This window comes from Chryseobacterium sp. TQ-BC-N36, from assembly GCF_058382295.1.
Map to the genome: position 1 here is coordinate 2,690,901 of NZ_CM178175.1, position 22,290 is coordinate 2,713,190.

A 22,290-nucleotide genomic window follows, 5' to 3' on the forward strand; every position below is an offset into this window, starting at 1 on the left:
GTTCGATTTAAAATCTAGGTCTTGTTAGTATAGATGGTGGTGTTATAGCTTGTTTAAAAACGTTCTTTGAGGTTGGGTTAATTACTTTTTTTTGAATTTCGGAGTTGCTTTCAGTCCATATATAAGTCTGATATGTATTTCCAAAGCTTTTTAGCTTTCCTTCGGTTCTTTCAAAATTATTTACTGGTAATCTATAAAACAATGACTCTTGTGACTTAGAATCAGTCATTAAAAAAAGTGTTTCATCTCCTAATTTATACCAAGACACATTTGATCTTCCCCACATCTGCTCATACCAATCAAAATTTGCTGTGATGGGGTTAGCTTGAAGATAATCCATTCTAACAACTCCTTTTGGTTCTTTTGAATTCATTGCATCCTTTCTTGCTAAAGAAGAATATGGAGACGATGCCTTATCTAGAGAAGCAAAAGGTCCATCATTAGAATCATTAAAATCACTAAATAGACTGCGAGCAGGTCCACTTCCTCCAAAATATTCAAGTGCTATAGTGTCCCATCCTACATCTTTTCCTCTATGAGTATAACCTCTAATAATAGATTCTCCGTCTTTAATAATATTTGAAGCTCCAGTTTGTCGACTAACTACTTTAGTGTCTCCATTTCTTTGATGGTAAAAATCTATTTTATTTCCACCTAAATTACTAATCATCTTGCCATTCTTATCATACTCATTAAATGGTTCTCTTCCATCAGGATCAATAAATCTCAAAGGATTGTTAAAAGCATAGTTATAAGGGCTATGTCTTGTCATTTTCTCTGCCAATGGATCAATAACTCCCCATCTACCAAGGTCACTCATATACATCCTTGCTCCAAAATCATACATTCCACTTTCCTGAAGCTCTTTTCCGTTGTACTTATAATTCTTATAAGTTCCTTGCCCAAAATAAGCATTACCCGTCTTTAAATGGTTCATACCAAATGGGTAATAATCATTAGCATCTGTTATCTCAAGAGCACCTGTGCTGTTTCTTCCAAAACTCACTCGGACATTTCCTAAGTGATCTTTATATTGGTAAATGTATTGATTTTTCTGATAATCATAAAATCCTTCAGAAGTTGGGAAAAACTGTAAATCGGGAGTTTTGGCTGGCGGGGGAGAAACGATATTATTTTCCAATGAGAAAGCTTGAGGTTCCATTGCTCTTGCTGTCATCATTTCAATTCCACCTCCTCCCGGATCTCCTCCTGAAGTAACGATCTCTTTTTTGTAATATTGGAAGCCATCCAGATAATCTGTCTTTTCTGTAGTGGTCGTAACATTATTATAGCCTGCGACATTACTTACAGAGGTTTTTTCCAGCTTTGTACCATCTGCTCTATACATGGTATTGATAACAGTGCCAGAAGTTCCAAAATCAATGCTCATTTCCTGAGGCAGATTCAAATGATTGTATTTAATCTCTGAAATCTGTTTATCAAGCATGTTTTTCATGTTCCCGTTCGCATCATATTCAATCGGATAGCCTGCTGTTCCTTCATAACCCGTTTTGTTATTACTATTATCCTTGATTTTGACAGCCCGATTTCCAATATATGTATAAGCAAGATTATCAATAACGGTAGCTGTAGTACTTCCATTCTCCATCACAGAAGTTCTGTAAAGGGAGGTAATATTACCGTTCATATCATACTGTAAAGACTCTATATTTTCTTTACTGTACGGATTATTAGGATTCTGGTAATATCCAGCCGTCAGCCTGTTTAAAGGATCATAGGCATAGCCGTATCTTTTTGGGGTTAATGAAGGGTTTGCGCCCAATGTTTCAACAGATCTCCAGTCTACTTCTGCTATATTACCATTATACCTTGGCAGTACATCCTTACCTGAAAATTGTGCAGGATCAGGATTGCTGATACCATCTTTCTGGGTATACTTAATTTTATAAGAAAAAAGCCTGCCTCCTAAATCCGTAAGACTCATCTGGGCTTTGTTAATATCAGTCATCCATCCTCTGATATTGTAGGCATAATCAATACTCTGAAGGTTGTTTCCTACCTCTTTGTTGACCAGCTGGGAGAGTTCATTATAGCTGTTTTTAGCCAGTAGCTCTTCAGGGTTGCTGTCTACCTGATGGTAATGTTCTTTTAGCCTGTTTCCGTTATCATATACAAAACGTTCTTTTACAGTGATTCCTGTTTCCCCTGCCTTTCGTAAATGAGTGGTAATGGTTTGTAGTGTTAATCCTGCAAAATCAAGTTTGGATTCTGTGCGGGTATATCCACCCAAATGATTGATAGAATGGCTTCCAATAGCTCTTCCTTTCCTGTCATAATAGGTGTAGTTTTTTGTCCAGCTGTCATCTTCAATGTTCTTTACAAAGCTCATGACAGGCATCCCTTTAGTGCTCCTTCCATCAGAAGTAGGCGAGTCAGATAGTGTAGGTTCTCCCTGAATAGTTGAAGGAAATGCAGGATTAAAGCTGTAGGCAGGGTAAGAATCGTAATAGTTTAAAGACAGTAAGGTAACCCATTTACTCGCATTGGGATAGGTAGTGTCAGGATTGTTATAGTACACATTCATTCCCTGTCTTTCAAAAAAGGAAGTATCTGTTCTATTGACATTGTTAGAAGCATATCCATTAACAATATCCTGCTCCTGGTATCTTTCCCCTCCAGTACATATTCCCGTAATAGCAACTCTTCCAAACTGATCATACTTGGTATACAGCCATTGTCCTTTTGCTCTTAATTCAGCGTCCTGAGTTCCAACAAGCCTGTCCGCCTTATCATACACCATAAATTCCCAACCTTTACCAGGCACTTTCTTTTCAACCAGTCTTCCCTTTCCATCATAACGGTACTGATAACACAAGGTATTGAGCAGATCCTCTGTCAGACTCTGATTAAAAGCCTTTGGAGGAATAACAAATGCCAGCTGGTTATATTCATTATATACATAATAAGTGTCTGCATACTCTGTATCAGAAATCATTTTTCTTAACAGAACGGTTTGCCCCTGTCCATTTTTATATTCATAGGTCCTGTTTCCGTCTTCATCTGTGACCATATTCCTGTAAAGCTGATTGGCACTGCTATATGCAGATACGGTTAACGTCGTTTTTGTAGCTCCGTTTTCCCATATTGTTGTAGGAACAAACTTGTAGGCATCATTTCCTATATTGGCTGCATATTCAAACTTAACAGGTTTATTACTCCAGTCATTCCCCACCTGGATCTGCTGCTGAATCCTGTCCAGAGGAGAGTTCTCAAGGATCTTTTCTGAATAGATCTTTTCCGGACCATAGGGAGTGCCTGCTGTATTGCTCAAAGGATTAGGAATAATGGCACCATTTAAAGTATTCCCCTGGGGAACAGGAAGGTAATCTTTCACCTGCCTTCCAAACTGGTCATACTCGATATGGGTCACTACATCACGTCCCAGAGGTGATGCTTTTACATTGACTATTTGTTTAGCTCTTCCCAGCCCGTCAAAATACTGGACAGTTTCCATTGATTTTGTAGCGGTGGTGCCATTATAATCAAGATATGTTTTACTCTGGATATAGTTTTCTGTATTAGGAAGCGTAGTAAGCTGTGCCTGCAGAGTGCCTGTTATAAGCAAAGCACTTATCGGTATTATTATTTTTCTCATTGTGTTTAGTTTTTATAGTTATACTTCATTTCCTTTAGCACCTGTCCGTTTACATCTACTACTTTCTGAAGTCTGCCTGCAGAATCATAAATGTAGTTTTCTCTGATTCCTGACGGTGGGGTAATGCTTCTTACTCCAATTAAAGGATCATAGGTATAAGTAGTAATCTGATAGTTTGGCAGAGCGTTTTTAAAGGTATTCAACACTGATAAAAATGCAGACTCATCATTATTAGCCACAGCAGAAGCATCTGTATTGGAAGCTGTAACAATGGAATCAATCAGCGACTGTGAAATATCTGTTAATTTAGCTCCTTCTATCTTTGCAATAGGTTGAGTCTGGTTGTAGCCCCAAATGATTACAGTAGAAGTACCATCTTTTGTAGTGTACTGCTGTAAGTTTCCTTTACTGTCATATTTATCGTAAGTAACTTCGGTGGATACAATGTTTTGTAAGTCTGTAGATACAACAGAGCTTGGAAGTAAGTTCAATGGATTATCATACTTAGTTTCTGTTTTAGAAATAATTTTTCCTGTATTATCATTTACATTGATCTTTTTCACCACAGTTGTTTCCAAAGGAATTCCTATCATATTAGCATTGATAAGTTTTTGGTTGCCTTTTTCATAAGCATAATTATACTCAGTCTCATTAATTACTCCATCAGGCATAATGTTTTTCTGTTTCTTTAATTGACGATGAGAAGGGCTACCATAAAAATACTCTGCCTTAGTTTCAACAGGTGTACCATTAAAGTAATCCGTTGTTTTCTGAGACTGTAAATAGGTAAAACGACTGATATTTTTATAATATACAACATCCATATGTGGATAATCAGCATCCCAGATGCCATTATTGGCAAGAGGCTCATAAATTTTACGTCTGCTGATGCCTCCCAGATAAGATGTTCTGGCGGGATCTTCAGCATACAGATTTTCAACAGTTTTTAAGATCGTCCCTCCATTGTCTTTATAAACGGTTAATAACTCTTTCCCATTCTTCCAGCCTGAGTTCGTCCAGGGAGCAGAGATAATAGAACCTCCTTTAATAGGATTACCCCAGTAATCGGTTTCGGAACTGAAGTGATGGATGGTTTTTCCTTTCCCTTCTATTTGTTCTTCCACAGTGTCATAGAAAATATTAGGATTAAAGGAAAATAACCTGCCTATATTGGATGAAGTAATGGCCGTATAGGTGGACATTGTAGGCTGTGAATTTAAAGAGCCTAAACATACAGAACCTACCGACCTGTCTTCAATAAATACAGGGTCCCTAGTAATGTTGATAGAATGCTCGCCGTTATCCTTGATATATTTATATTTTCTGGTCACAGGAAGCCCGTCAACAGGGGTGTCAACCGTTGAACTCACTCTATAGCCTCCTTTTAGCACATCTTGTAAAACTTTTTTATCTTCCTGATCATAATAATATACTTGAATATGTGCCTGACAACAAACAAACCAAGCTTTTACGGTAATTTTAACAGTCTGATTTTTCTCAACATACACATAAGCAGTTTGGCTGGTACTCAATGAAGATTCCGCTGTGTTTCCCAGAGGTGAAAATCCTATATTGGGTATTTTTTCATATAAAGGCATATAATTTCCTGCCTGATTTTTTACCCATACCTCGCCTTTTTGCTTATCCGTTTCCAAATCAGGACTGTCTTTACAATCGCCATATGGATTAAGGTAATTGGATAGCCCAATACGAACATAACCTGCTTTCGCTGGGGTAATAGTTATTTCCTGCGTTGAATCATAAGTATTTGAATTATTTACTGTCGAAGCTCCCAGAAAAACTTCAGGCGCATAAATTAAAACATTTTCTTTTCTGACGTGATTCTCGTAATTGAATAATGTGTTTCCTCCTGTTGGATAAGTAATCGTTTTTAATAGTCCATATTGACCATAAGAGGGATTTACACTCTGGTCAGCTCCATCATATTGAGGTGCTAATACATCGGTACTTGCAAACAATTTTGGTACAAGACTAGTATTACTTGCTCCATTATAATATCCCCACATATCTCTGGAGAAGCTCAATCTTGAAGGAAAGCTTTGAGGATTATTGTAGGTGAATTTATGTGATGAATTCGTTTTATTATTTTGTATTTCTGTTAAAAATACTCTTGAAGAATTCGTTGTCAAATAATTAAAGCTAATATCATCTATGACTACATTATTATGATACTTTTTTATATTAGTGAGCCTTGAATAATCTCCATTCTGAACTGCATAAGAGAAAACAATAGAGTTATTGTTGGCATCAAATATTTTCTTGAGCTGTTTACCCACTACATACTGTTCTGAATCAACAATAAGTCCTAAATCAGGGGATATTGTATACGTTTCAAGGGGGCAGAAAGGAGTATTCATAAGAGGGTCATTTTCTAGCCCTCCAAACTTATACTGTTGATCTTTGGTATAAGCCATCGTTTGAGACTGTGAAAGAATGGTCGTATAATTCACATCCTGATATTCAAAGGTAAGTGTATGGCCATTAGTAGTAACAATAGAGCTCAAATACCATGATTGTATATATTGTTGTGGAAGCTGGTGTACTCCAGTATTAAGTGTCCTGTTTTGTATATATTCTACGGCATTGAAATTATATCGTACTCCATTATCCAGGATAATTGAAAATAAGTTCCCATTATCATTTCTTTTAATTTGGTAATCTTTCTGATCAATCATAATAATATTACCTGCCTTATTGATCACAAATTTCACATTATAACCAGCAAAGTTGGCAGTATACAGATCAGGTTCAGAATCGAAATCATCATTTTCACAAAATGTCAGGTACGTATTCAGTTGTGTAGCAAAATTTTCAGTTAGTGGTACATCCCCGCTATTAAAACTACTTTCTTCATCGGGTCTATCCCGTATGGTTCTGGTGATTACTCCACCTGAAATAAATGTCCAGCCTAATCCAACTGAGCCATTCATCTCATCCACATTAATACCGTTGGAAGCATAATTTAGAGAAATGGGAATACTGGTTCCATCAACTGAAAGTTCTGTAATTGGTATATTAATATTGGGAGCACCTGTAAACATTCCTATAGGAACATTTCCATATTGGCTGAATTTAAATGATTCAGGGCTGGTTGGAGATATCTTAGGAATGTGCTTACCAGCATCATTCGTATTGGTAGTATAATCTTGTGGAGTATTACTTTGGCTATACATTAAAGCAGAAAGAATAATCCCTGACAATGTTAAAGTTTTTTTCATCGTGTTATTTCTTAATTAGTTTGGCGCTTGCCGTTTTATTGGTATCCGTTTTTATCGTGATCAGGTAAGCTCCTTGTACCAAAGCCTGGGTATTGATCTTAGTCACTTTGTTCTTTGTTTTAATACTCTGCAGCTGTCTTCCGCTCATATCATACAACAGAATCTCTGCATTCTTGAAATCAAAACCGATTTCTACATAAGCATAATCCGAAACAGGATTTGGATAGATTTTGATATCGTATTTCTCAATTAACTGGTCAACCTGTTTGTCTCCCAGTTTCACAATTTTCCAGTTTTCTTTACCGAGTTCTTCAGCACTGGTCCCTGCAAGAATAATAGAGCCGTCTCTGTTCAGCTTTAAATCGGAAAGCCTTTCTTCCTTCTTTCTGGATTCTCCCTTTACATGTTTTCTCCACTGCTCATTTCCATTCTGGTCAAGATAGAGCATCCAGAAGGTTTCATCATCATTTTCTATTCTTCCTTCTGCCTGGGTATAGCCACCCAGTAAGATTCCTTTGGAAAATTTGTCATCTGCAGAGTGAAGAACACTCATTCCCATAAGAATATCTCTATTTTTGAAATTATAAGATTTCTGCCACTGTTCATCGCCTCTGTCATTTAAAGCAATGAGCCAAAGGTCCGTTCCTTCTTCCAGTCCTACCGTTTTATTTCCTGACCTTTCTGATCTGGATTCTCCACCGATAATGAATCCGGTTGAGGTCAATGCAAGGGTTCTCAAATGATCATCACCTTTCCCTCCGAAGTTCTTTTCCCATTCAATTTTTCCGTTTTTATCCAGCTTTACGATCCAGTAATCGCCTTCGCCAAAGTTGTCGCTTTGTTTTTGTACCGTTGTCAGATGTCGGGTGTCGGATGTATTTTGAGGACTTTGTACATTATACATTTTACTTTGTACAGCTGAACTTCTTGAATACATTCCAAGTAATGCTCCTCCATCTCTCGTTGGAATCATTTTCTCTACCTCATCTAAACCTTTTCCTCCCAAAATAAGCTGTGAGAGCTCTTTTCCATCTTTGTCCAGTTTTGTGATAAAGACATCTTTAGAACCGTAGCCTTTTGAAGAACCCTGTATATTTCCGGCTACAAAGAATCCCAAATCTGTAGTCTGGATAACCGCTCTGGCTTCTTCATCAGAAGAGCTGCCTAAGGTTTTCTGCCATAATTCATCTCCAAATTCATTGATTCTAATGAGCCAGATATCGGATCCTCCTTTGGAATCCCCTTTTTTATCCAGCCCTTTCCCTGAATAAGAAGTGCCTGCTAAAAGAAATCCGCCATCCTGTGTTGTGACTGTAGCTGATAAATAATCATGGTTTTGTCCTGAGAAGTATCTTTCCCAAACTTCTTCTCCTTGTTGATTGAGTTTTACTAAGTGAAAATCATAGCCATTGCTTTGCTTGTTTCCTTGTTGTAATTTGTTGCTTTGAATTGAGCTCCCTGTGATCAAATATTGTTGATCAATTGTTGTGGTGACTTGGCTTAAAAAATCTTGAAAATTGGATTTTATATCTTTCTGCCAGAGTACCTCTTGAGCAAATATGCCCGTAATAGTGCATAGAAACAATGCACACATGTAGAATTTTTTCATACTTGTGTTATTAATGTTAACTAAATGTTGATTGTATTTATTGTGTATATAGAAATACCCAAATTATAGAGTAAAATTATTGTTTCATAGTTATGTTTTTAACGCGTTCAAAATTAGGACTTTTTAATCTTTATCTCAAAGAAAATTCATTAACTTTCTTTAACAAAACAAAGATATGCCTGTAGAACGACAAAGCTTGTCGTGTTATTTTTCTATATAGAAAAACTTCAAAAAAACTGCTTCAATACTATTGAATTCGTAGCATCTGATTAATGATCCTAATTTTTTCAACTTTATATTGAGAATATCAGCCACTTCAGAATATTCATCAACCTGATCCAAGGATATTTCTTGATAAGTCTTTTTATATCTGATTATAATTACGAAAGTAAAATAGTTTCTGATCAACTACAATTTTTTAGTTATGATTTTTTTTACACTACTTAAATATCTCATTTCTAACCCTTAATAGATTTAATTTATTCTCAATCGAATTCATTTTCTGTAATATTTTTCAGTCAAATATTTTGATTGTTTTTGATATTTGCACTAATTATTTAATTGTTTTACCAGAATATTTTGTAAAATCAATAAAACTTAACTCATACTCATAAATTAAAATCGGCTGCCCTTCGGGCAGCCGATTTTACTCTCTAAAAAATTATTTTCTATATATCAAACCTATCCAGATTCATCACCTTCGTCCATGCAGCTACAAAATCTTTTACAAATTTACTTTGTGCATCGGCGCTTCCGTACACCTCGGCAACGGCTCTTAATTCAGAATTGGATCCAAAGACGAGATCTGCACGGGTCGCGGTCCATTTTGGCTGACCGGTTGAGCGGTCACTTCCCATATACAGTTCTTTATCATCTGACATTGCTTTCCATTGCGTTCCCATGTCCAAAAGGTTTACGAAGAAATCATTAGTAAGAACGCCCGGACGGCTGGTAAATACTCCATGTTTTGACCCGTCAAAATTCGTATCCAAAGCACGCATTCCTCCGATCAGGACAGTCAGTTCCGGGGCAGTAAGCGTTAACAACTGTGCTTTATCAATGAGTAAAGATTCTGTAGATACCGTGTATTTTCTTTTCAGATAATTACGGAATCCGTCAGCGGCAGGCTCCAGATATCCCATTGATTCTACATCCGTCTGCTCCTGCGAAGCATCCATTCTTCCAGGTGTAAAAGGAACTTTTACATCCTGACCTGCGTTTCTTGCGGCCACTTCAACTGCAGCATTACCTGCTAATACAATTAAGTCTGCTAGTGATATTTTTCTACCCCCGTTCTGAGAATCGTTGAACTCTTTTTGAATGCCTTCCAGTACACTTAATACTTTATTCAACTGTGAAGGATTATTTACTTCCCAGTTTCTCTGAGGCTCCAGTCTGATTCTGGCTCCGTTGGCACCGCCACGTTTGTCGCTTCCTCTGAAAGTAGAGGCAGAAGCCCAGGCTGTAGATACCAGTTCAGAAATACTTAATCCGGAATTCAAAATTTTTGATTTTAATGCTTCCACATCGTTTCCGTCAACCAATTCATGATCCACTTTAGGAATAGGATCCTGCCAGATAAGCTCTTCCTGTGGTACATCCGGCCCCAAATAGCGGGCACGTGGTCCCATATCTCTGTGCGTCAGCTTAAACCAAGCTCTTGCAAATGCATCAGCAAACGCCTCAGGATTTTCATAAAAATGTCTTGAAATTTTTTCATAAACAGGATCAAATCTTAAAGAAAGATCTGTCGTAAGCATTGTTGGCTTATGCTTTTTGGAAGAATCAAATGCATCAGGAATAATATCTGCTCCATCTTTAGCTACCCATTGGTGAGCTCCGGCAGGGCTCTTTGTCAGTTCCCATTCATTTTCAAAAAGATTTTTAAAGAAATAATTACTCCATTGAGTTGGAGTTTCAGTCCAGGTTACTTCCAAACCGCTGGAAATAGCATCTCTTCCGCTTCCTGATTTATAAGTACTTGCCCATCCAAGCCCCTGCTGTTCAATTCCGGCTGCTTCAGGCTCTTTTCCTACATGATCTGCAGGACCCGCTCCGTGTGTTTTACCAAAAGTATGTCCGCCGGCAATCAAAGCAACGGTTTCTTCATCATTCATCGCCATACGCCCGAAAGTATCACGGATATCTTTAGCGGCTGCAATCGGATCCGGGTTTCCGTCCGGACCTTCCGGGTTTACATAAATAAGCCCCATCTGTACGGCAGCTAATGGATTTTCAAGATTTCTAGAATGAATATCTCCATCTGCATTGTCATCAGTAGGAAGAACCGCTGAATGTCCTTCCACCACTCCTTCTGAGCCATGAGCATAACGCAGGTCTCCTCCCAGCCATGTTTTTTCTGATCCCCAGTATACATCGGCATCCGGTTCCCATACATCGGCACGTCCTCCGGCAAATCCGAATGTTTTAAAGCCCATTGATTCCAAAGCAATATTTCCGGTAAGAATCAAAAGGTCTGCCCATGAGATATTCCTGCCATATTTCTGCTTGATTGGCCATAATAATCTTCTTGCTTTATCAAGACTTACATTATCCGGCCAACTGTTTAACGGGGCAAAACGCTGCTGCCCTGCTCCTGCTCCACCTCTTCCGTCACCTACACGATACGTTCCGGCACTGTGCCAGGCCATACGGATAAACAAAGGGCCATAATGCCCGAAATCCGCCGGCCACCAATCCTGTGAATCTGTCATTAATGCATGAAGATCTTTTTTTACCGCCTCCAGGTCAAGGCTTTCAAATGCCTTGGCATAATCAAAATCCTTGTCCATAGGATCAGAAAGGGAAGAATGCTGGCGCAGAAGATCTACCCTGAGCTGATCCGGCCACCAGTCTGAATTCTGGGTTCCACCGCCCGCTACATTATTCTTCTTCATTGTTCCGTTATGAAACGGACATTTACTGATGTCATTCAAATCTTTTTCCATTGTCGTTTATTTTATTTTTATATTGATTAATACAGTTTAAATTCCTTGTTGTAGAATATGACAAACCTACAACGTTTATTCAATAAATACAATCTATTAATTTTTATTTCAATGATAGTTAAAAACTATTTATAGAAATTTCCAACCAGTACAAAAGCCGAGACATAAATGTGGTATTAAGTTAATAATTTTTTAAATTCGTCCAGCCAGCTGTTCTCTATTTAGAATAACTCAATGTAAGAGATGAGGGGGAACAGGGTATCAGGAAGCAGGAAGTTAAATGAACAGAAAAAAGAAAATTTCAATAATACAATCTGGAACTGCAAACTTCCAGCTTTGTCAAAGTAAAAATAAATTAACTATCTTTATAGGTACCAAACATGAATCCTTATGAAAAAAATAATTGTTGTCATTCTCGTTATCTTTATCATTATTCAGTTTTTTCCTATTGATAAAACAAATCCACCGCTTACCCCGGGAATGGATTTTCTGAAGGTAAAAAAAACTCCTGAGAAAATTGCCCGCACCATCAGGACTTCATGTTACGACTGTCATTCCAATGAAACAACATATCCATGGTATGCCAATATTTCTCCTGCATCTTGGTGGGTAAAAAATCACATTGATGAAGGCAGAAAAAGTCTTAATTTTTCTACCTTTGCAGTATATGAACCTCAAAGGCAACTTCATAAACTGGAAGAATGTATTGAGATGGTTGAAAAAAAAGAAATGCCGCTTGAGTCTTATTATTTAGGTCATCAGGCAGCCAAACTTTCAGATGAACAACGTGCAGATCTTGTTCAATACTTCAAAATGATAAAAGAAGACACAGAAAGAGGAATCATGTTTAATAAATAAAGTCGTGGAAAACTGGGAAGATAAATATATTGTATTTTTTGATGGAGATTGCGGAGTCTGCAATTTCTGGGTACAGTGGATTCTGGAGCGGGACAGGAAAGACCAATTCATGTTTGCTTCACTTCAGTCCGGTTTCGGACAGAAATTTCTGTCAGAAAGAGGGCTGGAAACAAAAGTTTTCAATACGATATATTTATGGAAACCTGGAAAGTATTACCTGATTAAATCAAAAGCAATATTACAGATTGCCAAACTTTTAGGAGGAATCTATTCACTCTCCTTTATAGGCAAAATCATACCAGGATTCCTTAGTGACAAAGCCTATGATATTGTTTCCAGAAACAGAATGAAACTTGCCAATCAGAAATGTTACCTGCCGGATCAGCACCAGAGAAGGAAGTTTATTCAGGTATAGCTTTATCATAGATAAAAAATATCAGTCCGTAAGAGCCTCCGACAAGTTAGCGTAAAAACAATACACCATAGAAGCTCCTACGGAATGACAAGCCTGATGGATAATTAAATACTCATTACTTATAAATTAAGCGACCATACAGAATATGAATTCGGGGGACACTGGATTTTCACCCATTTATCTCCCTGTGTTGTCGGATACCAGCCTGAATGCCCGGTGAAATCTTTAATCTGCTGACTGCTCCAATTGGTTTCCACCCATCTCTCCTGCCAGCTTGATGAAGTGTTGATATAAACAACAAGTCCCGGGTTGCCATTATAGCCGTTTCGTCTCGCAATATATTCATCATTATCCGTATAGAGAATAGAAGTGGTTCCGGTAGCTTTATTATTATGAATCCATATCAGATTGTTCAGTCTTTCTTTATTCAGCCATTCTTCATAATCCCTGTAAAAAATAGTAGGATACCCTTCATGGGTTAAAATATAAGCGTATGCGGGCATCTTATTGTAAATAATATCTGTATCATGATTGGCCACAAAAGTAACGGCTTTGTATGGGTTTCTTTTCCACATCATATCATCATTCAGAACATTCAAATTTCCATTATCAAAAGCTTCATCCATTTTATAATAAGCAGCGAAATCAAATACGGAACTGTTGGCATTATTGGCCCACCACTCCAGCGTATTTACATTGGAATCCCATAGCTCACCCACAGAAAACCCTCCCACTTTTGCGTTCCAGGTATTGACCACCCAAGGGCCAAATCCTTTTACGTAATCAAATCTCCAGCCATCAAATTTCATCACATTTTTATAATATTTTGCTACAGAATCATCTCTTCCCCAAAGCCAGTCCTGAACATGTGGATTGGCATGACACAGATCCGGGAAACCGCCAAAAGCTCCCTCATCATTATTACCATAGGCATTTTTATAAAAATCATTATAGTTTCTCTGGAATTTTCCGGAAGCCACCCCCGAGAAATCTGTCCACGTATTGGTTCCGGTAAAAGGGTTGGCTTCCGACTGTCCACCACTGTTATGATTGATAACAATATCTGCATATACCTGCATATTTTCTGCATGAGCTTTTGTAATCAGTGCTTCCAGCTCTGTTCTTGAACCAAAACGTGTTTCTACACTGCCATTCTGATTAAAATTTCCAAAATCATAATAGTCGGTTGGATCATACCCCATAGAATATGCCCCGTTCTGTGCTTTCGATGCCGGGGGAAGCCACACTGCACCAATTCCTGCATCAGACCATGAGGTCAGTTTATCTTTAACCGTATTCCACCAGTTACCACCATCAGGAACATCCCAGTAAAAACCCTGCATTAGTACACCTCCTCCCGGGCCGGCAACAAATTTACCCTGCGTGGATTCCTGACTTTTTCCTGTACTGAAAGGACGGCCGTCGTGGTGTGTCACATTCACTGTTTTATTATGAACTTCCTGCTGTTGGGCAGGCTCCATAATCAATTCATCACTGTTCTGGCATGAATAAGCTACTGCTAAAGCCAGTAGGGAAAGGAAAAAATATGTTTTTCTCATCGTAATAACTAATTATCAATCTATTAACCAAGATACAATTTTATTAAAAACAAATTCAAATGAATGGGAAATATTTTAATTATTACTAATAAATCAAGAATATAAGCTTTTAAATTTTTCATTAAAAAATCATAAATTTTTCAGATTCTCGAAGCAATTTTTCTTTTAATCCATATATTTGCATACTATGGAATACAATACCCAAAAAACTCAGCTTCATATGCCGGAATATGGCAGAATAATACAACAGTTGGTTGAGCGCTGCAAAGAACTTCCTACCAAAGAGGAAAGGAATGAGATGGCTATGGCAATCATCGATTTTATGGGTCAGAGAAACCCACAACTTCGTGACGAAGAAAATTATAAACATAAACTTTGGGATCATCTTTTTATTCTTGCAGATTATGATCTGGATGTAGAATCTCCGTATCCATTCCCTACAAGAGAGCAATTGGCGGAAAGGCCTAAAAAGATGGAATACCCTAAACTTCAGGGTGATTTTAAATTTTACGGAAAAAGTATTCTTCAATTAATAGAAAAAGCAATTGAACTGGAACCCGGAGATGAAAAAGAAGCTCTTATTGAAGTCATTGCCAATAATATGAAGAAGTCTTACAATGTCTATAATAAAGAACATGTCACAGATGATGTAATTTTCCGACATCTGAAAGAACTGTCTGAAAACAGGTTGGATCTTACCGGAATTGATTCTCTTGAAAAAAGTAAGATTTATTATACCAATAATAACAACAGAAACAACAAGAACAGCAGCAATAACAACAATAATAAAAACCAGCCCAACAAGAGAAGGCATAACAACAATCATAAAAACAGAAAATAATGAGTGGAACATTTCAAATAAGAGGAGGAAAAAGACTGCAGGGTGAAATAACTCCACAAGGGGCCAAGAATGAGGCCCTACAAATTTTATGTGCGGTTCTCCTGACGGACGAAGAAGTAAGAATCAAAAATATTCCGGACATTCATGATGTGAACAGACTGATTGAAATTCTTGGAGATTTTGGGGTAAAAATTACGAAAAACGGACAGGGAGATTATACTTTCAAGGCAGATCAGGTAAATTTCGATTATATAAAATCCAACGAATTCAAAAAGGACGGAGCAAAATTACGCGGATCTATTATGCTGATGGGTCCCATGCTGGCCCGTTATGGAGAAGCTTATATGCCAACTCCGGGAGGTGACAAAATCGGGAGAAGAAGGCTGGACACTCACTTTCAGGGACTTGTTGAATTAGGCGCTGAATTCAATTATGATGAAGAAGAATATTTTTATTCCTTAAAAGCGAAAGAACTGAGAGGAAAATTCATCCTGCTGGAAGAAGCTTCTGTAACCGGTACGGCTAATATTGTAATGGCTGCAGCATTGGCAAAAGGCAAAACAAGAATCTACAATGCTGCCTGTGAGCCCTATCTTCAGCAGTTATGCAAAATGCTGAACAGAATGGGAGCCAATATCTCGGGAATCGGTTCTAACCTTCTTACCATTGAAGGAGTAGATTACCTGAGAGGAACAGAACACACTATGCTTCCGGACATGGTAGAAATCGGATCATGGATTGGTCTTGCAGCGATGACAAAATCTGAAATTACCATCAAAAATGTAAACTGGAACCAGCTTGGTGTGATCCCGAATACATTCAGAAAATTAGGAATCCAGCTTGAGCAGAGCAATGATGATATTTATATTCCGGCTCAGGAACATTATAAAATCCAGAAATTCATTGACGGTTCTATTCTTACCATTTCAGATGCGCCATGGCCAGGATTTACACCGGATTTATTATCTATTATTTTAGTCGTTGCCACTCAGGCCAAAGGAAGTATTCTGGTGCATCAGAAAATGTTTGAATCCAGGTTATTCTTTGTGGATAAATTGATTGATATGGGAGCTCAGATCATTTTATGCGATCCACACAGAGCTACGGTAATCGGATTGAACCAGGAAGCTCCGTTAAGAGGAACAACGATGGTTTCCCCGGATATCAGAGCAGGAAACGCACTTCTTATTGCAGCACTTTCTGCAGAAGGAAAATCTATAATCCACAATATCGAACAGATCGACAGAGGATATGAGAATATTGATGGAAGATTAAGAGCAATCGGTGCTGATATCGAAAGAATTTAAATTATTTACTGACCTAATCCTTTTAATAATAGCTTCGACAGGCTCAGCCTGACAACGCTTAAAAATTTCGGTTAATATTCGAGCTGTCACCCTGAGCCTGTCGAAGGGTTATCAATAAGAAAACCTTTTTTAATTATTAATCTCGGGTATTAATTAAAGGAATAAGTCAATAATTCTACTAAAAAGCGTTCAGAAGGTTCTGAACGCTTTTTTTGTTTTACCACCCGCCTTTTTTAACCACCCCGTCAAAAATTCTTTGAATTTTTCGCCATCTCTCCAAAAAAGAGAATTTTGTCATCATGGGTTTTAATACAAAATAAAAAGTGCCCGGTACAATACCGGACACTTTGAGTAATTAAAACTATATGAATCTCACTTAAAAATATGTTCTGCAGGTATATTCTACCGTCGTATTGATAAGTTTATTTTTATTCAGATAGATTTCAAGCTGCTGATAATCATCTGAATTGACATTTATATATAACTGTACAGATCCAAAACTATACCCGTTCACGTACTCTACATTAGCAGATAACACTCTATGACAGATGCCCAGTTGATTGTAGATGGTGTTCATTAAATGTTCAAATTTCATTTTGCCATTCAACTCTATTTCCAGTAACAATTCTTTTTTAGGCAGGTTCACTTTATTTTGTAAAACCTGAAGGCCGGGATTAGGTGTAATCATCGCTAAACATTTTTGGGTTAGACATTTTCAGATCATATTGCGCTTTGCATTTAAATCTGTGACAAAAATATAAAAAAATATTAGTCCACCAAATTAGTAGACTAATATTTTTAAAAATTTAACATAAAAAAAAGAAGCCTCTTCAGCTTCTTCCGGTATTTTAAAGTTTTCCTATCCTTTCCAGTTTATCCGAACCTGCAAGGCCATTGGGATTGCAACCCAGCTCTCCTTCAGGGATATTCAGATTTCTCTTACGATAAAATTCTTCCCAGAATGAATTCGTTTTTCCTGTTTTGGGATCAATAAATGTCATAGGTTCTAATTTAAAAATATGATTTTCCCGAAAAGCTCTTTCTACAAAATCTGAACAGTAATATGAATTCTCATCCAGAATATAATTGAAATTATAAGGTTTCCCAAGCATGGAATGAGCTTTTTGTATAGCGTCAGGAACAGATTTCCTGTATTCTGGTTTTAAACGGTAAACAATTACCTCCTGTCCATCTTCTCTCTGATCTTTTATAAAATCTTGTAAGATCTGTTTCTGAGAACCGCCTTTAGGAGATGCGTGCAGGACAAAAAAACGGTTATCTTCCTTTTCAAGAATTCCCATATGATCAAACGAAGCAATCTTTTCTTTTTGAGTCACATTATTGATCGCTCCGGAAAGTCCTGATTCTTTCGCTGTTACAAAAAGAAGATCCCCATTTTCTAGCCGTATCTTGCCGGAATTGGCATTACTATAACTACATTGAACCATCAATATTGCTAAGCAGGACAAAAGCCCGGTAACAATGATTTCTTTTTTTCTTCTGAAAAACACTGCAAATTCTGACATCTGATTATACTTTCAGGGCCAAAATTACAAAATAGAATTCATTACATTTGCTGGTATATTGACCTACACTTCATATTAACCAAATATTTTCAAAATTTCATGCCACATATTTTATTAGTTGAGGACGATGACAGGCTTTCGAAATTGATTGCAAAAGGATTCCAGGAAGCTGAATTTGAGGTTACTGTAGCTTATGACGGTGCCACAGGTTTGAAGCTGGCTTTACAGACTCAGTTTGATATTGTTGTGACAGATATTGTTCTTCCTAAAAAAAACGGACTTGAATTTTGTAACGAAATCAAAGTATTAAAACCCAACCTTCCGATCATTATGCTAACCGCATTAGGAACCACCGATGATAAGCTTGAGGGATTTGATGCCGGAGCGGATGACTATCTCACAAAACCTTTTGAAATGCGGGAGCTGGTGGCCAGAATCAAAGTACTTCTGAAACGTTTTTCACAACAGCGGCAGCAAAAAGTTTTTATTCTTAAATATGAAGGCATTGAAATGAATCTGGAACAGAAAACCGTAAGCCGTGATCATACTCCGATAAAACTGACCCCAAAAGAATTTAATCTCTTAAAATTCATGCTGGAAAACTCAGAAAAGGTACTTTCCCGAAGTGAAATTGCTGAGAAAGTATGGGAGACTCATTTTGATACAGGCACCAATTTTATTGATGTTTATATTAATTATCTCCGAAAGAAAATAGATAAAGACTTTGACACGAAACTTATCCACACCAAAGCAGGCATGGGATTTATTCTGAAAAAAGACTACTGATCAGGTCTGCAGAGTGATCATTGAGATGAATTAAAAATTATCAGGATGAAAATAAGAACCCGGCTTACATTGCTTTTTACCCTAATCACTGCAATGCTTTTAAGTATTTACAGTATCTCGATCTATTATTCATCCAAGGAAGCCAGGGAGAAATCTTTTTTCAGCGAACTTCAGAACGAAGCGATTGCCAAGGCTGATCTGTTTTTCCGAAGCTCACTCCCCGAGCAGGAAATGCACAAGCTTTATAAAAATAATACCAGAACCCTGAATGAAGTTCAGGTTGCTATTTACAATTCCGATAAACAACTGATTTATCATGATGATGCCAAAGTAGATTATGTCAAGGAAACTCCCGAAATGCTTTCACAGATATTTCAAAAGAAGAAAATCAATTTCTTTCTCAATGATCTGCAGGTCGTTGGAATGGTGTACCATTATGAGGGAAAAACGTATGCGGTAACAGCTGCAGCTTATGACAAATACGGTTACGATTATCTTACTCATCTTTTTACCATCAGCATTATTTCATTCTTCAGTATTTTAATATTGATTTACCTGGCAGGGATATTCCTTTCCAAAAAAACATTGAGTCCGCTCAGTGAAATGGTTACACAGATTAAAAAGATTACCGCCGGAAAACTGCAATTGCGGCTGAAAACAACGAAAGAAAAAGACGAATTGAATGAACTGGCTCAAAATTTCAATGGAATGCTGGAACGCCTTGAAAATTCTTTTGACTCACAGAAGCATTTTGTATCCAATATTTCACACGAACTGAGAACGCCTTTATCCGCTATTATTACCGAACTGGAACTGGCTTCCGAAAAGGAAAAAACCAAAGAAGAATACCAGGAAACAATCCGATACGCCCTGGAAGATGCCCGCAATATGGTAAAACTTTCCAACAGTCTGATGGATCTGGCTAAAGCAAGCTATGACCCCAATGAGATCAGTTTTACGGAAGTCCGTCTTGATGAAGTTCTTCTGGAATCTTACACCAAAATCACAAAAGAAAATTCAGAATATAAAGTTTCGCTCAATATAGAAGATTCAGTAGAAGAACACCAGCTTATTGTCCAGGGAAATGAATATCTTCTTCAGGTTGCTTTTAACAATCTCATTGACAATGCCTGTAAATATTCGCCCAAACACACCTGTTTAATTGATGTAAAATCCAATTCCAAAATTCTTAAAATAAGTTTTATCAATACAGGGAACAACATTAATGATGAAGATTTACAGCATATTTTCGAACCATTTTACAGAAGCGAAACTTCCAGACAGGAAAAAGGGCATGGAATAGGACTTTTTCTTACTGAAAAAATTATTACCCTTCACCATGCAAAAATCACTGTGGCATCAGATCAAAATGAAACCGCTTTCACTGTCATATTTGATATTATCTAAAAGACAGCTTTTTATTTTCTTTTTTTGTATTGCCAGCAAATATTGATCGTAAAGACCATACTGCTGATTACAAAAGGAATCATCTGAAAAAAAGGTCTTAACAAAAACGTTCCAGAGCTTTTTTCTTCTACTATACTTTTTATACCCAATCCAACAAAAAAAAGTGAAATCAACAGCAGAATAAACTGTATTTTCCAATGTATCCTTATCATAATATAAAAGTACTCTTAATGATTGGAAACTCTGCTGAAAATGGTTGTTCCTATACTGGCCGCAATCACACAGGCAATAGAAATCCATTGTAAAAAAGATAATTTTTCAGCAAGGAAAATCAAACCTGAAAGTGCTGCAAATGCAGGCTCCAGACTCATCAGTATGCTGAACGTTTTGGCAGGAAGTCTTTTCAAAGCCATAATTTCCAGTGAAAACGGCAAAGCACTCGAAAGAATAGCCACCCCTAGTCCTTTTACAAAAATAGTCGGAGTAAGACTGAAAACAGCTCCATCCCATATTGTGAAAGGAATAATTACCAAACTTGCAAATATCATTCCTGTAGTTACCGCATCTTTTCCATCCATTATTTTAGAAACCTTGCCTCCCATAACGATATAAACAGCCCAGAACATCCCTGCCAGAAAGGCAAGCCCAAGTCCTATCAGATCTACGTGATCATTCTTCCAGGGAACAATCAGCAAAATTCCTGCACAAGCCAGCAACGCCCACACGACATCCAGCAATTTGCGGGACAGGGCCAATGCCAGAAACAAAGGTCCTGCAAATTCCACCGTAACCGCCAGTCCCAGAGGAATTCTTTGAATAGCCATGTAGAAAATGAGATTCATTGCTGCCAATCCGACTCCATACATAGCACAGTATTTCCATTTCTGCCGGTTGAACGTTGAAAATTTCGGACGGTTGATCAAAGTAAGCAAAACAGCTGAAAGTACAATCCTTAAAGTAACCGTTCCAATAGCTCCGATAGCAGGAAAAAGCTGTTTTGCGATGGAAGCACCTCCCTGCACACAGATAATCGCTAAAAGCGTAGCCGGTATTGCTATGTTTGATTTTTTCATGTCTACCATATACAATTCAAAAGATTATGGGAAGAAATTTCCGGAATTAAAAAGGGTTTTATAGCACGAATCATGAAATTCATTATATAAAATAACCCGCCTCAAATGTATTGATTTTTTATCTTTTACAATGGGTACAGTTTTCATATATTAATAAGACTTAACGGTATTATTATTTTTTACTTTCCGGATGAATGTTTCCGGAACGGAAAGATATTTTCCTAATGATTTTCTAATCATATTCTAAAGCTTTTCTAACCATCTGTCTCTAAAAGGTGGAATACCTTTGCAGCAAAGAAAAACCCCTATGGACACCGACCCTTTACAATACCATAACTAAGCATTCTGCCGATACTTTTTCTGTATAACGGCGGCATGCCATAAACAGAAAAGTAATGAACACATTAGAATTTACCCTTCGTCTCCTTACCGCATTTGCCCTTGGTGCCAGCATTGGTTTTGAAAGACAGTGGCGCCAGAAAAGCGCAGGTCTTCGTACCAACACTCTTGTATGTCTGGGCTCCGCAGCATTTGTTCTTCTCTCCATAAGAATCGGTGGGGATGCAACCGGCAGAATAGCCTCTTATATTGTAAGTGGCATTGGTTTTTTGGGAGGGGGTGTCATCATGAAAGACGGTCTTACCGTAAGGGGACTCAATACAGCCGCTACAATATGGTGTTCGGCATCCGTAGGGGCACTCAGCGCTATGGGATTTCCTTTGGAAGCATCCATTACCAGCGGATTTATAATTCTCACCCATGTCATTCTCCGTCCTTTGGGAGTAAAGCTGGGAAACAATATCAATAACAGAAGCCATTATACTGAATACCTTCTCAGCATCAAGTGCAAAAGTGAAGTGGAAAATCATATCCGGGTACAGCTGATGCAGTCACTGAGTGGGAATGATAAAGTATTACTGAAATCGTTGACCAGCGATGACAACGGCCTGCCTGAAAATGCCATCATTACAGCGGAAGTTCACGCTTCAACACCACAGGACAGTTTCATGGAAAAAACAGCCAGCAGACTTACTATCGAAGATAAAGTCATCAAAGTGAGCTGGGAAATTATAGGCACCGAAAACGATTTATAACATTTAAAAACA

Annotated in this window: 15 protein-coding genes; 7 read left to right on the forward strand and 8 right to left on the reverse strand. The window is 37.6% G+C overall.

The window, feature by feature from the left end; translation table 11 throughout:
• Positions 1-7 precede the first annotated feature (7 nt).
• From AC3FI7_RS12065 to katG, 4 genes are all read right to left on the reverse strand, one after another.
• Complete coding sequence (locus tag AC3FI7_RS12065; RefSeq protein WP_491460196.1) at positions 8-3,616, reverse strand: DUF6443 domain-containing protein; 3,609 nt, start codon at positions 3,614-3,616, stop codon at positions 8-10.
• 5 nt (positions 3,617-3,621) lie between these two features.
• Positions 3,622-6,855, reverse strand: coding sequence for a hypothetical protein (locus AC3FI7_RS12070; RefSeq protein ID WP_491460197.1), 3,234 nt, complete (start codon positions 6,853-6,855; stop codon positions 3,622-3,624).
• 4 nt (positions 6,856-6,859) lie between these two features.
• The gene (locus AC3FI7_RS12075; protein WP_491460198.1) at positions 6,860-8,464 is read right to left on the reverse strand and encodes a T9SS type A sorting domain-containing protein; all 1,605 of its coding nucleotides are present in this window, start codon (positions 8,462-8,464) and stop codon (positions 6,860-6,862) included.
• Positions 8,465-9,132: 668 nt separating this feature from the next.
• Entirely contained in the window at positions 9,133-11,412 is a 2,280-nt protein-coding gene (katG, locus tag AC3FI7_RS12080) for a catalase/peroxidase HPI (protein ID WP_142723975.1), read from the reverse strand.
• A gap of 390 nt (positions 11,413-11,802) precedes the next feature.
• Between katG and AC3FI7_RS12085 the strand changes: the two genes are divergently transcribed.
• Both AC3FI7_RS12085 and AC3FI7_RS12090 read left to right on the forward strand, forming a co-directional pair.
• Positions 11,803-12,270 (forward strand): heme-binding domain-containing protein, encoded by a 468-nt coding sequence (locus AC3FI7_RS12085; protein ID WP_142723974.1) that lies wholly within the window; start codon positions 11,803-11,805, stop codon positions 12,268-12,270.
• A gap of 4 nt (positions 12,271-12,274) precedes the next feature.
• Entirely contained in the window at positions 12,275-12,685 is a 411-nt protein-coding gene (locus tag AC3FI7_RS12090; protein ID WP_491460199.1) for a thiol-disulfide oxidoreductase DCC family protein, read from the forward strand.
• A gap of 119 nt (positions 12,686-12,804) precedes the next feature.
• Here AC3FI7_RS12090 and AC3FI7_RS12095 read toward each other — a convergent pair whose 3' ends face one another.
• The gene (locus tag AC3FI7_RS12095; protein WP_142723971.1) at positions 12,805-14,244 is read right to left on the reverse strand and encodes an alpha-amylase; all 1,440 of its coding nucleotides are present in this window, start codon (positions 14,242-14,244) and stop codon (positions 12,805-12,807) included.
• 187 nt (positions 14,245-14,431) lie between these two features.
• On the opposite strand from AC3FI7_RS12095, the gene AC3FI7_RS12100 reads away from it, so the two are divergent.
• Together AC3FI7_RS12100 and murA are read left to right on the forward strand one after the other, a co-directional pair.
• Positions 14,432-15,085: a DUF4290 domain-containing protein gene (locus AC3FI7_RS12100; protein WP_343659662.1), complete on the forward strand. Its 654-nt coding sequence runs from the start codon at positions 14,432-14,434 to the stop codon at positions 15,083-15,085.
• The gene (gene murA, locus AC3FI7_RS12105) at positions 15,085-16,392 is read left to right on the forward strand and encodes a UDP-N-acetylglucosamine 1-carboxyvinyltransferase (protein ID WP_142723967.1); all 1,308 of its coding nucleotides are present in this window, start codon (positions 15,085-15,087) and stop codon (positions 16,390-16,392) included. Before AC3FI7_RS12100 ends, murA begins: the two co-directional genes overlap by 1 nt.
• Before the next feature lie 376 nt (positions 16,393-16,768).
• Here murA and AC3FI7_RS12110 read toward each other — a convergent pair whose 3' ends face one another.
• On the reverse strand, positions 16,769-17,080 hold the full coding sequence (locus tag AC3FI7_RS12110; protein WP_142723966.1) for an NIL domain-containing protein: 312 nt from the start codon (positions 17,078-17,080) through the stop codon (positions 16,769-16,771).
• 160 nt (positions 17,081-17,240) lie between these two features.
• Entirely contained in the window at positions 17,241-17,918 is a 678-nt protein-coding gene (locus AC3FI7_RS12115; RefSeq protein WP_491460200.1) for a YiiX/YebB-like N1pC/P60 family cysteine hydrolase, read from the reverse strand.
• 99 nt (positions 17,919-18,017) lie between these two features.
• Here AC3FI7_RS12115 and AC3FI7_RS12120 point away from each other — a divergent pair, with 99 nt between their 5' ends.
• Together AC3FI7_RS12120 and AC3FI7_RS12125 are read left to right on the forward strand one after the other, a co-directional pair.
• The gene (locus AC3FI7_RS12120; RefSeq protein WP_142723964.1) at positions 18,018-18,704 is read left to right on the forward strand and encodes a response regulator transcription factor; all 687 of its coding nucleotides are present in this window, start codon (positions 18,018-18,020) and stop codon (positions 18,702-18,704) included.
• Positions 18,705-18,749: 45 nt separating this feature from the next.
• Positions 18,750-20,111, forward strand: coding sequence for an ATP-binding protein (locus AC3FI7_RS12125; protein WP_491460201.1), 1,362 nt, complete (start codon positions 18,750-18,752; stop codon positions 20,109-20,111).
• Between the two features lie 227 nt (positions 20,112-20,338).
• Here AC3FI7_RS12125 and AC3FI7_RS12130 read toward each other — a convergent pair whose 3' ends face one another.
• Positions 20,339-21,184 (reverse strand): EamA family transporter, encoded by an 846-nt coding sequence (locus AC3FI7_RS12130; RefSeq protein ID WP_491460202.1) that lies wholly within the window; start codon positions 21,182-21,184, stop codon positions 20,339-20,341.
• 395 nt (positions 21,185-21,579) lie between these two features.
• On the opposite strand from AC3FI7_RS12130, the gene AC3FI7_RS12135 reads away from it, so the two are divergent.
• A complete protein-coding gene (locus AC3FI7_RS12135) occupies positions 21,580-22,278 on the forward strand; it encodes an MgtC/SapB family protein (RefSeq protein WP_142723959.1) in 699 nt (232 codons plus the stop codon).
• Positions 22,279-22,290 lie beyond the last annotated feature (12 nt).